Here is a 12,542-nt window from a genome sequence, read left to right on the forward strand (position 1 = left end):
TTGCGTTACAGGTGCATGTGACGCTGCTTGAGCTGTCCGCATGCAGCGTCGATATCGTTGCCACGGGAGTTGCGAATCGTCGTTTCGACGCCATGCATCTGCAGACGCTTTTGTAGGGTCTCGACCTTCTTCATGGGCGAGGGTTTCATGAGACTGCCGGGTGTATCGTTGAGCTGGATGAGGTTCACATGGCACAGCGTGCCCTGGCAGAAGTCGATCAGCGCCTCCATCTCGGGATTCGTGTCGTTGATACCGTCGATCATGGCGAACTCGTAGCTCGGTCGGCGACCCGTCTTCTCGACGTACAGCTGGATGGCCTCGTGCAGGCGGGGGAGCGTGTACTTCTTCACGCCGGGCATGAGCTTGTTGCGCGTGGCCTGTACGGCGGAGTGCAGCGAGATGGCGAGCGTGAACTGCTCGGGAAGCTCGGCGAACCGTCGGATACCGGGGATGACACCGCAGGTGGAGACGGTCAGATGGCGCGCCCCGATCGCGAGGCCGTCGGGGTCGTTAAGGATTCGCAGCGCGGCGACGGTCTCGTCGAAGTTGGCGAACGGCTCGCCCTGGCCCATGAAGACGACACTCGTGACCCGCTCGTCGAAGTCGCGGGCGACGTGGAGCACCTGGTCGACGATCTCGCGGGCGGTAAGGGAGCGGGAAAGCCCGTTGAAGCCGGTGGCGCAAAACGCGCACCCCATGGCGCAGCCCGCCTGCGTGGAGACGCAGACCGACAGCTTGTTGCGCGAGGGCATTCCGACGGTTTCCACTGAAGTGCCGTCTGCAAACTCAAGCAGATATTTACGGGAACCGTCGCGGGAGATCTGTTTGGCGACTTCGGTAGGGACACCGAAGACGAAGCGCTCGACAAGCTGATCACGCAGCTTCTTGGGCAGGTTGGTCATCTCGTCGAACGAGGTTGCCTGCTTGGCGAAAATCCATTCGCAGAGCTGCTTGGTGCGAAACGCGGGCTGACCGAGCTCGGCGACCACATCGGCAAGCTCGTCGCGGCTCAGCGTGCGGATGTCCTGCAGGCGGTGGGAACGCTCCATATCATGCCTTTCACAAATAGATACCAGCGAGATACTTATACAATAGGGTACTGCATGGCCCGCACGACGTGTGCGCAGGCCACGGGATGAACACCATCCCAAAGCGACGACCGAACATGATGAAAGGTACACACCATGGCGGATATGCAGCGACATGACATGAGGATCGCCGTGCTGGCGGGCGGTGCGTCTGCAGAGCGCGACGTGTCGCTCTCCTCCGGCGCGAATGTCGCGAACGCTTTGCGTAAAGCGGGATACGGCAAGGTCGATACCCTGGATCCTGCGACCGACACCTTCCTCGATGACGTGCGTGCCGGCTCCTACGACGCCGCCTTCATCGCCCTGCACGGCGTCGGCGGTGAGGACGGGATGGTCCAGCACATCCTCGAATACCTCGGTATCCCCTATACCGGCTCGGACGCGCTGGCAAGCGGTTGCGGGATGGACAAGGAGCTCTCCAAGGTTCTCTACGATCGTGCCGGCATCCCCACGGCGCGTGGCATGGCCATCGAGCGCGGTGAGACGTGGGATGCGGCGGCCATCGTCGAGCAGTTGGGAAGCCATCTGTTCGTGAAGCCCGCCTACAACGGGTCGAGCTACGGCGTGAGCAAGGTCGACGCTGTCGCCGACCTCGACGCCGCGATCGAGCAGGCGTTCGAATACGACACGAAGATCCTGGTGGAGGAGTGCCTGGTGGGCACCGAGATCTCCGTCGGTGTGTTCGGGGGCGATGAACTCGTGGCGCTACCGATCGTCGAGATCTGCTGTCCGGATGATGTCGACTTCTACGACCTGAGCGTGAAGTACGTCGACCCGAAGGACATCCACCGCATTCCCGCGCGTCTGTCCGAGGCGGATTACGAGCGCGCTCAGCAGCTCGCGAAGGAGGCTCACGATGCCCTGGGGTGCTACGGCATCTCGCGCAGCGACTTCATCGTCGGCGAGCGTGGTCCGGTGATCCTCGAGACCAACACGATTCCAGGTATGACGGAAAGCTCGCTGTTTCCCGACGAGGTTCGCCACGCGGGGCTCGATTTCGCGAATGTCTGCGCTGAACTGGTTGAGCTTGCGCTCGCACGCGCTGACCGATAGAAGATACGGAGCTAGTCTGTGACCCATATGGCCGATGCGGTGATGGCGGGAACTCCCGCGTTCGTCATCGAGCAGTACCGAACGCTCGCCGAGCGGGCCCGCACACGGACGTTCGGTGTGATCGAGGATGACGTGATCGTGCTCGATACCGAGACGACAGGTCTGTCCGTGCAGGATAACCGGCTGATCGAGATCGCAGCGGCGCGTCTGCGCGGCCGCGAGGTCGTCGAGCGCTTCGACACCTTCGTGCACCCCGGTATGCCGATTCCGCCCGAGATCGTCCAGCTCACCGGTATTACCGATGCCGACGTCGCGGACGCTCCCTCGCCCGAGGAGGCCGTGGCGGCGCTCGAGCGGTTCGCGGGCGGCTGCCCGGTCATCGCGCACAATGCGACGTTCGACCGCTCGTTTATCGAGGCGGTGCGCGGTGGCGTGCGCGTAAGCGATATCTGGATCGACTCTCTCGCCCTCTCACGCATCGCACTGCCTCGCCTGAGTTCGCATAAGCTTGCCGACCTGGCCGAGCTGTTCGGCTGCGCTGCGGTGTCGCACCGCGCCATTGACGATGTCGAGGCGTTGTGCGGCGTGTGGCGCATCCTGCTCGTCGCGCTCACCGATCTTCCCCGCGGGTTGATGCGGCGTCTTGCCGACATGCATCCCGATGTCCCGTGGAGCTATCGTCCCATCTTCTCCTATCTGGCCGGTGAGGATCCCGACGCCCATTTCTCGCTCGTGTCTGCCAGAACCGAGGTTTTGCGCGCGCAGGCGCCCGAGGAGCGCATGGACGCCGACGAGCTGCCCGGGCTTTCGATGCCCCCGGCGGACGAGATCCGTGCCCGGTATGCGCCGGGAGACCTGGTCAATCGGATGTATCCGGGCTACGAGCCGCGCGCCGAGCAGGTCGAGATGGCCTGTGAGGTACGCGATGCCCTGGCGACGGGCACCCATCGCGTCATCGAGGCGGGCACGGGCGTGGGCAAGTCCATCGCTTACCTCGTGCCGTTTGCCGAGGCGGCGCGTCGCAACGACGTGACGGTGGGTATCGCCACCAAATCCAATAATCTTGCCGACCAGCTCATGTACCACGAGCTGCCCAAGCTCGCCCGCGAGCTCGACGGCGGCCTGACGTTTTGCGCCCTCAAGGGCTATGATCACTATCCCTGCCTGCGCAAGCTCGAGCGCATGAGCCGTTCGACGACCGAGATCTCGACCACGCGCGATCCGGCGGATACGCTCACCGCCGTCGCGGTCATCTACGCATACGTTTGTCAGTCGCCCACCGGTGACCTCGACGGTCTTGGCATCCGGTGGCGCAGCGTCAATCGCGCCGATCTGACGACGTCCTCGCGTGAGTGTGCGCGCCGTCTCTGCCCGTTCTACCCCGATCGCTGCCTGGTGCACGGGGCCCGGCGCCGTGCGGCTCGCGTCGACGTGGTGGTGACGAACCATTCCCTGCTGTTCCGCAACGTCGCGGCCGATGGCAAGATCTTGCCGCCGATTCGCCACTGGGTCGTCGACGAGGCCCATTCGGTCGAACGCGAGGCGCGTCGTCAGTGGGCGGTTACGGTGTCCGCCGACGAGTCGCGATCGCTCTTCGAGCATCTCGGCGGCGAGCGGTCCGGTGTGATGGGGCAGCTGATCCGAAACTTGGCGGGATCGGACGCTGCCACGCTCTACATGGGGCTGTCGGCCAAGGCGACCTCGAGTGTCCAGCGCGCATCGCTCGCCATGGCAGAGGTGTTCGACGGAGTGCGCGAGCTGTCGCGCCGCGGTCGTGCTGACGGTTACGATAACGCCAACATCTGGATCGGCCCCGAGATGCGTGCGAGCGCGGGCTGGCAGTACTTCCTGCCCGCTGCCCTGACGGCGATCGATGCGCTCGATGAAGCCCATAAGAACCTTTCCTCGCTGGTCGAGACGGTCGCACAGGACAAGCCCGAGTTCGTGGTGGACGCCGCCGACGCGGCTCGCCGCTTGGGCGAGATGCATGACGCCCTTGACCTGATCGCCCAGGGGACCGACGACCGCTACGTGTACTCCCTGCAGGTGAACAGGAGGCTTCGTGCCGGCGGGGAGTCGCTCACCGCGGAGCTGCTCGATGTGGGCGAGATGCTTGCGACCAGGTGGCTTCCCGAGGTGCATACGGCCATCTTCACCTCGGCGACGATTTCGATCGCGGGGAATTTCTCGCACTTCAACCATGCTATCGGCTTGGACCGGCTCGATGCCCGTGCGTCGCGTGCCCTGCACCTGGATTCGAGTTACGACTTCGATGCGAACATGACGGTGGTCGTCGCGGGCGACGTCCCCGATCCGCGCAACCGCGACGCCTATCTCGACACGCTCGAGCGCCTGCTCGTCGACGTGCACCTCGCCATGGGCGGCTCGGCGCTCACCCTGTTCACCAACAGGCGCGACATGGAGGACCTCTACGCGCGCGTGGAGCCCAAGCTCGCCGCCGCCGGTCTCGAGTTGGCCTGCCAGCAGCGGATGACGTCCTCGCGCCAGCTGCGTGAGCGCTTCATCTCGCAGAAATCGTCCTCCCTGTTCGCACTCAAGGCGTTTTGGGAAGGGTTCGATGCGTCCGGGGACACCCTGCGCTGCGTTATCATCCCCAAGCTGCCGTTCTCGAGCCCGACCGATCCGTTGTCATGTGAGCGCAACCAGCGCGAGAAGCGCGCGTGGGCGCAATATGCCCTGCCCGAGGCGGTCATCGAGGTCAAACAGGCGGCGGGCAGGCTGATCCGCGCCTCGTCGGACGTCGGCGTGCTCGTGCTGGCGGATTCGCGCCTTGTGACCAAGGGGTACGGCAGGAAATTCCTCGACTCGCTACCCACGTCTGGCTACCAGCGTATCGAGAGCGCTCAAGTCGGTCGCTACCTCGAGCTGTGGCGCCGCGCCCACGATCGGTAGCACATCCGCGAGCGCCACGGGTGCTCGTTCCGTGGCGCGCTTCTGCTTTACCGGGCTGTCACGCGTGACGCTACGCCCGTGTGACGGAAGGCTGCTCGAGCAGGATGGACGCATACGGAGCGAGCCCGGCGCGAAGTTCTGCCGGCTCGACGATCGTCAGCTCGCCGCCTGCGGCGAGCACTTGGTCATAGAGCCATGAGTTCGATGAATAGTTGACGTCGAACAGGTAGCTTCCATCTTGCTGCGGGGCTATATGGCCCACACCCGCCCAGTCGATGCGCTGCATGGTGGATTCGTCGGCTGCACGCAGGTGCGCGACGGATCCCGTCCGCCTGAGGCAGTCCGCGGTCTTTTCCGCGCTCACCGTATGGGGGACAACCGAATCGTCGGTGAACGAAAGGTCGCGGATGCGGTCGAGGCGGTAGCGGCGCTCCTCATCTCGCTCGACGTCCCACGCGATGAGGTACGATACGCCTCGCTCTTCGTCGATGCGTACGGGGTCGATCGTCCGCATGCGCGCGGCATCGTCGTTGAGCGAACGATACGTCAGCGTGCAGCGTATGCCATCGTCGATCGCTTCGCGGATCCGGGTGAGCCACGTTCCGTATCGAGACGTCTCCGCGATGTCGTCGCCCCTCTCGCCTCGGTCATCGTCACCCATGATGCCGTGTCTGATGCGGGCCTTCGTGGAATCATCGAGGTGGAGCATATCGAGCATATGCTCGACGATCATGCTCTCCTCGACACTTAGGCGCAGCGGTTGCAACAACGCGGCGTTTCCCTGGACGTGCACATGGGTCTCCGTCATCTCGATGACCGCCCGCGCGCCACTCGTGCGGTCGGCGAGCGTTTCGAGTGTATCGATGACCTCGGGGAGCTGATCGGGTGCGACGCCGATGATACGGGAGGCCTCCTGCCGATCGAGAATGTGGTCCGGAGCTGACGAGAGCGCTTCCAGCAGATGGATGCCGGCGTCGACCATGCGGTCGGCGCTGAGCTTCGAGGATTTAGGCATGGGCTTCGACCGCCTTTCCGATCAGATGGCGCCATGTGTCGACCAGGCGTTTCGGGGAGAGCGGGGCGACGATGATGTCATGGTGGGCGAGGGCGAACGCGGCGGCGGCCTGCAGGTCCCGCGCCTTGACGGTCCAGCGCCAGCAGGAATCCGCATTCGAATAGTCGAGGTCGCCACGGCCGTGCGTCAGGGCCTCCGCCTCGTCGTGCGTGCAGTCGCCGCGAAGCGCGAAGCTCACGGGTGTCGCCATGCCGGCAGCCAGGTCGAAGGGCAGGAACAGGTAGCTTTTGATATCGAACCACGGCGGGACGGCGTAATGGCCGGTCGGTCGCCACGCGCGCACGATCCGGTCGTCGCGGAACGTGCGAACACCTCCGCTCTGCTCGTCGAGGCCGACGAAATACGTATGGCCTCCCTGCATGAACATGCCCCATACCTCCAGCGTGCGGGTGCTTTCGCGCCCTTTTGCGTCGAGATAGGTGAAGCGGATCTTGCGTTTGAGCACAAAGGCGCTCCATAGGGCTTCGGCCCCACGTCGCTCGCTCGCGTCTCCCGGCGTGCTCGGCTCGTCGGCGTCGGCGATCGGGTCGATCAGACGATGCAGCTTACGACGGATGCCGAGCAGGCCCTGGCGAAAGGGGATCTCGTCGCGGGCGAGGCATTCGTCGACGGCGCAGAGCAGGGCCTCCGCGTCGGCTCTGGTGATGGACCCCGCCGCAGCATAGGTGGTTTCGGCATCGATGGCCCACGAACTCTCCTCGTTGAGCTGGGAACCCGCTTCACGGACCTCGATGACGTGTATGCCGCGCTCCGCGAGCTTTTCGCGGTCGCGCTTGAACTTCTTGAGATCGGATGCCCGGTTCGCGGAGCCGTATCCCAAGTCGGAATCGGAGACGATCTGTTCGGTCGTCAGGGGCGTTGCCGAAGAATTGAGGATAAACAGAAGGTTGAGGATACGTCGCGCGGTGTCACGGGCGGGCGCCTCGTCGCGCGCTGTGTCGGGGTTGCGGGAATCCATATGCGTGTCCTTCCGGGTGCATCGACAGCCCATGTCTGCATGGTGACCATTGTACCCAAGCGTTCCGTGCCTTCGCGAGGTTCGGCTGCCGGCTGCATGGTGTTCCCATGTGGCTCGATCGAACCGGGCTCACGTCCTCTTGGGCGACGTTGACCTGCGAGAAGGCTTTGAAACATGCCATATAGACACAGGGGTGACGCCGCGCCTCGCTGCCGAACGGGTGGCTTTTGTCGGTAAGAGGGATGAAAAGTCGCAGGTACCATCCGTTCAGGGTATACTTTCGACTACGTACGGACGCTGTGCGCGAGCATGGCGCCCGCATATTCGGACAATACGATGTGGAGCCACCATGGCGAATACCCAAAAGTACCTGAACCACCTTCTGCAGACCGTCGGCATCACTCCGGCGTGCAGCGAAGAGGAACGCGAAGCGGCCGACGAGATCGCCCGTATCTTCTCGAACCATGGGTTCGACCCTGAGATCCAGGAGTTCACCTCCTCCGCCTCCCCGAAGACGATGCGCGCCATCCTGTGCTGCGTCATGTTCGTTGCAGCGATTCTCATGGGTATCGGCGGCTTGATCGGTGTCGTGGGCACGATCCTCGTGGTTGCGAGTGGCATCCTGTTCGTGCTCGAGCGCTTCGGTCGCATTTCCTTCCCGCAGGTCGGTGCCGGTGGTCTTTCGCAGAACGTGATCGCCTACCACAAGGCGTCCGGCCCGCTCGCCTCGCCGCGCAACCGTCCGGTTGTCGTGATCGCCCACTATGATTCGCCGCGTGGCGACATTCTGGCGTCCGGCCCGCTTGCCGCCTATCGACCGCTGCTCGTCAAGCTGCTGCCGTTCACCATGGCGGCTCCGGTGATCATCGCGGTCGTGAGGCTTTTGCCCCTGCCCGAGCCCGCAAAAATCGCCTTGTGGGTCGCGGCCATCGTCGTGTCGCTGATTCCGCTGCTCAACGGCGTTGCGCTCATTCTCAATCGCTTCGCGCTGCCGTATACCTCCGGTTCGGTGTGCAATAAGTCCTCCGTCGCCGCCATGCTCGGCGTCATGGATGCCGTGTCGCCGTTCGCCGGACGCGACGAGTTCCCCGGCGACCTTCCGTTTGACGAGTACATGGAAGAGCAACGCAGCATGTACGCCGTCGACGAATACGACGAGGGCGTAGTGCCGCCCATCCCGACCGGCGAGCATGTCGAGGACGAATATGCTGCCGAAGACGAGACCCTCATCGAGCAGCCGATCGAGCAGCTTTCCCAGGAATCCGCAGGATATGAGGATGAATTCGACGACGAGCCCACGGACGCGTTCGAGTCCGACTACGACGAGATTCCGCTCGAGGGCGATACCGTTGTGATGCCGGCGATCGACACCGCCGGCCGCATCGAGGTCGAGTCGGCTGCCGACGCCGCCGTCTCGGACGACGAAGCGCCCGTCGTCAACGTGGAGCCTGCTGCCGACGAGCCCGAGCCTGAGGAGTCCGGCCTTCCCATCAATGATGCCGGGTGCATTCGTTTTGGTGTCGACACCCTGCGCTCCTTGGGTATGGTGGCGTCGAGCTGTGCGATCGAGTACGAGGAGGGGGCGCTTCCCGCCGTGGCTCCGATCGCCGACAAGGTTGTCTTTGAGCCCGCCGTCGAACAGGTTCCCGCTGAGCCTGTTCGCTCGGTGGTCGATGTTCCGTCGCCGGAGAAGCCGGTTCAGGAAGCGCCGCGTGCCGAGCGCCCGATTGAAACCCCGGTGGCGCCGGTCGTCGTGCCTCCGGTTGCGCCCGAGGTCATCCCCATCGTGACCGCGCCTGCCGATCAGATGGATGACGAGGCGGAGGTTTCCCAGCATGAGGAGGAGCCGATCGACGAGGTTGCGGTGACAGCGGACGAGACCGTCGCTTTCGCTGCCCAGATCGATGACGTGTTCGCTGATCAGGATGATTCCGACGTCGATATCGTCGATCCCTTCGCCGATGTGCCCGACATGGAGCGAGAGCCCATCGACGATCAGATCGACTGGGCGTACCACGAGGATGCCGAGGTCGAGGAGGATGTCGAGCTTGAGGAGCTCGACGATATCGAGGATGTCGACGGTGCCATCGAGGCCGAATTCGAGCTGCTCGATGACGACCAGCTCGCCGATGAGGCCGGATACGACCTCGAAGGCGGTTTCGTGTCGGATGAGGACGCCATGGAGCCTGTGGACGAGGGTGCCATTGCGGACGATGAGGTCGAGGTGCTCGGTACCCCTGATGCGATGGAGGGTGTCGTCGAGGATATCGATGTGTTCGAGTCCGAATCCGATGCCGTCGAGGTCGAGCCCGAGGAAACCGAAGATGGCCAGGGCGAAGCCGAATCCGTTGATGACGAGACTGCCTTTGAAGACGATGCATACATCGATGATGAGGTTTCCGATGCGGTCGAGGGCTTCGTCGAGGGTGATGAGGAGTTCGAGGTCGAGCAGGATGAGGGCGTCGATGCCGTCGAGTTTGACGGCGATGCGGTCGAGGATGATGATTTCTACGAGGGTGCTACCCAGCAATTCCAACCGATAGCCGACGAGGAGCTCGGCGAGCGCATCGAAACCGAGACGCTCGTGTACGACCAGCTTGAGTCCGATGGGCTCGAATCTCCCGAGACCGAAGATGTCAACGAGGCTTACGACGAGGCCGAATACGTTGATGAGACCGAGCTTACCGACGAGGCCGAGGAGGAGTTCGAGGTCGAGCCCGATATCATGGAGGCCCTCTACGAGGTCATCGATGATGAGGAGCCGACTGAGACCGACGATGAGGGTGAGCTCATCGAGGGTGAGGACGTCCAGCTCGACACGATGACCGGGTTCGTCGCCCCCGAGGAAGAGCTTGCCGCCGAGGATTCCGCCGATGCTGAACCTACCGAGGATGAGGTGGGTGATGTCGACGCCGCAGAGGATGAACCCGTTGACGAGCAGACGGTCGTCGATGAGGATGAGTTCGTCGACGAGCCGGTCATCGATGGCGATGAAACCGTCGGCGACCTCGAACCCGAGGCGGTGCTTGATTCCGAGCGGGATGAGCCCGAGCATGATGAGATCGATCGGAGCGTTCCGCTTGGAGGTGCCACGCAGACGTTCGACGTCTCCACGCTTATCCAGGGCACGCAGCCGTTCGTGGAGCAGCCGCTCGATGCGACGCTGCCGCGCACTCAGGAGACGGTCGACAGCCTGATGGATCAGATTTCCACCGAGCCTGCAGCTCGTCCGCGGCGTTCGCTCAACATCCCCGACATCTCGTCGACATCGCCCTATATCCCGAGGACGGTTCCCCCGAACGTTCCCGAGATCGACCCGGCGCCGCGTACCATCGCGTCGGCGGTCCAGCAACAGAAGTCCGGTTCCATCGCGAATCGCTCGACCCTGTTCGACCTGCCCGATCCTTCTGCGTCGGCATCCGATCCCCTTGCGAATGTGGGGGCGACGGGCGGCATGCGCATGACTTCCGGTTCGACATCGCAGTTCACGGTCATCGGACCGAACGATGTCGTGCCGCCTTCGGCCCCGGCACCCGGAACCTTCGAGACCATCTCCGCTCCGGCGCCCCAGCCCAAAAAGAAGAAGCGCGGCTTGGGTGGATTGTTCGGTCGGAAGAAGAAACGCGAGGAGTCGAGCATGAGCGATTGGCTCGGTGTCGATGAGGATTTCGATGCCAAGCGCTCCGGTCGCGATATCGGATCGTGGGACAACTTCGAGGGTGACGATGGCTGGAAGGGCGGTGCTACCGGCGATGCGTCGCTGACCGAGGCCGAGCTCCGCGAGGCCATCACCTCCATGGGCGATGATGAATTGCTCGGTCATGATATCTGGTTCGTTGCCACGGGTTCCTCCGAGCACGCTAACGCCGGTGCCCGTGCGTTCCTCGAGTCCCATCGCGACAAGCTTCGCGGCGTCTTCCTCATCAACCTCGAGTGCGTCGGTTCCGGCATGCTCTCCATGTTGGCCACCGAGGGCGAGCGTCGTGTCCTCAAGGGCGACAAGCGCATCATGGGTCTCGTGTCCCGCGTCTCGTCCGACTTCCATCACGAGATCGCCTCGGTCGACATGCCCTTCGTCGACACCGATGCGCACGCCGCGATGGAGATGAGCCTCCGCGCGCTGACCATCGCCGGCGTCGACGGCGTGAACTTCGCGTGCTCTCACGGTGCGGAGGATATCCCGGTCAATATCGACGCCGCAAACGTCGAGCTTACCGCTGAGGTGGTGACCGAGGTCATCCGCCGTTCGTAAGACGTCGGTCGTATAGTTCGAAACCATGGCCCCCGATGACGGCTGTCGTCGGGGGCCATGTTCGTATCGACGCATTCCGAAAGTCTTGCCGGTCTGCAGTTTGCGCTCTTGGGCATCTATCGTGAAGTCGGTGCAATGTGCGTTGCGTCGTGATACCCTGAACGTGGTAATAGCTGCGGGAACGTGAGGCAGTCTTTGCTTCACCAAGGAGGGAACGTGTTCTCGTTCATCAAGCGTCATTGGATCGTCTATCTCGTCGGCGCAGTCGTGGCGCTTGCGCTCGGGTTCGCACTTGCCTATGCGGTCGGTGTCGCCGGATCCACGCCGGAGGCGGTTCGTGTCGAGCGGAACGAGGCGGAGCAGACCCAGGACGTTGCGGCCATCGAGGAAGAGCTCGAGAATCTTGGGGATTCCCAGGACTCCGATAACGACGATTCGGGTGACAAGGATGCGTCGAGCACCGACGACGCCACCGATCAGGAGGATGTTCAGGAGGACTGATCCTTATCGACCTCGATGAAGACCACGAGAGTTCTCCATCCCATACCCGCATAGGGCCCCGTGCAGGTGACGAGCGTCATCGCTGAGCTTGCTGAATCGATGAGCTCGACCGAATCCGGCGCCAGAGCGTTTGCCTGCGCTTTCAGGCCGCCGAGCCATCGGCGAAGGTCCGTTTGTCCTTGGAAGGAAAACGACTGGATGGGTTGAAACGAGGCGTCGACGCGCATCGCGAATAACGGTAGGAACCGTGTGTTCACGCGTGAGGGTCGTTTCCACGTCGCCGATCCCAACCGATCGAACGTTTCCTGTCGGTAGGCATCCGCAAGCTCGCCGAACATCCGGTCGGTACCGACGATGTGATGGCCGTAGATCATCAGATGGAGTCCGTCCGGCGACGATCGTGTGTCGAGATAGGGGCATCCTCCTTCGCTTGCGTCACCCCAGAAATCATGGGTGAGGTACCATGTGCGCGGCTTGTCACGCGGGACTTGGACGACCGGATACGATATGTCCGTCCCCTCGACCTCAAGCCAGCCGATCGCGTCGTCGTTTACATCGGTAAGCGATGGCGTGTCCGATGTCCCTTCGGGGGAATCCCGATCGACGCTATGCGTCAGACCGAGATTCCGGTAGGAGAGTTCGGCCATGTCTGCTCGTCCGAACCTCACCGCGAGCGCCGAGACGAACAGAAGGGCGAAAAAC

Annotated in this window: 8 protein-coding genes; 4 read left to right on the plus strand and 4 right to left on the minus strand. The window is 63.3% G+C overall.

Annotated elements, in window-relative coordinates; genetic code table 11:
* Positions 1-5: 5 nt before the first annotated feature.
* On the minus strand, positions 6-1,049 hold the full coding sequence (gene rlmN, locus I6E04_RS06275; protein WP_235422336.1) for a 23S rRNA (adenine(2503)-C(2))-methyltransferase RlmN: 1,044 nt from the start codon (positions 1,047-1,049) through the stop codon (positions 6-8).
* A 135-nt stretch (positions 1,050-1,184) separates the two neighbouring features.
* On the opposite strand from rlmN, the gene I6E04_RS06280 reads away from it, so the two are divergent.
* Together I6E04_RS06280 and I6E04_RS06285 are read left to right on the plus strand one after the other, a co-directional pair.
* A complete protein-coding gene (locus I6E04_RS06280) occupies positions 1,185-2,141 on the plus strand; it encodes a D-alanine--D-alanine ligase family protein (RefSeq protein ID WP_235422337.1) in 957 nt (318 codons plus the stop codon).
* A gap of 27 nt (positions 2,142-2,168) precedes the next feature.
* Positions 2,169-5,054 (plus strand): helicase C-terminal domain-containing protein, encoded by a 2,886-nt coding sequence (locus I6E04_RS06285; RefSeq protein ID WP_235422402.1) that lies wholly within the window; start codon positions 2,169-2,171, stop codon positions 5,052-5,054.
* A gap of 70 nt (positions 5,055-5,124) precedes the next feature.
* On the opposite strand, the gene I6E04_RS06290 is transcribed toward I6E04_RS06285, so the two are convergent.
* Both I6E04_RS06290 and I6E04_RS06295 read right to left on the minus strand, forming a co-directional pair.
* A complete protein-coding gene (locus I6E04_RS06290; RefSeq protein WP_235422338.1) occupies positions 5,125-6,069 on the minus strand; it encodes a WYL domain-containing protein in 945 nt (314 codons plus the stop codon).
* Positions 6,062-7,087 (minus strand): helix-turn-helix transcriptional regulator, encoded by a 1,026-nt coding sequence (locus I6E04_RS06295; RefSeq protein ID WP_235422339.1) that lies wholly within the window; start codon positions 7,085-7,087, stop codon positions 6,062-6,064. The genes I6E04_RS06290 and I6E04_RS06295 overlap by 8 nt, the downstream gene beginning before the upstream one ends.
* A gap of 349 nt (positions 7,088-7,436) precedes the next feature.
* Here I6E04_RS06295 and I6E04_RS06300 point away from each other — a divergent pair, with 349 nt between their 5' ends.
* A complete protein-coding gene (locus I6E04_RS06300) occupies positions 7,437-11,339 on the plus strand; it encodes a M28 family peptidase (RefSeq protein ID WP_235422340.1) in 3,903 nt (1,300 codons plus the stop codon).
* A gap of 216 nt (positions 11,340-11,555) precedes the next feature.
* Positions 11,556-11,840 carry a hypothetical protein gene (locus I6E04_RS06305; protein ID WP_235422341.1) on the plus strand — a complete coding sequence of 95 codons (285 nt, stop codon included), beginning with the start codon at positions 11,556-11,558 and terminating at the stop codon, positions 11,838-11,840.
* On the opposite strand, the gene I6E04_RS06310 is transcribed toward I6E04_RS06305, so the two are convergent.
* Entirely contained in the window at positions 11,828-12,487 is a 660-nt protein-coding gene (locus I6E04_RS06310) for a class B sortase (protein ID WP_235422342.1), read from the minus strand. The genes I6E04_RS06305 and I6E04_RS06310 overlap by 13 nt on opposite strands.
* Between the last annotated feature and the right edge of the window lie 55 nt (positions 12,488-12,542).

This window comes from Collinsella tanakaei, from assembly GCF_021531055.1.
GTDB lineage: Bacteria > Actinomycetota > Coriobacteriia > Coriobacteriales > Coriobacteriaceae > Collinsella > Collinsella tanakaei_B.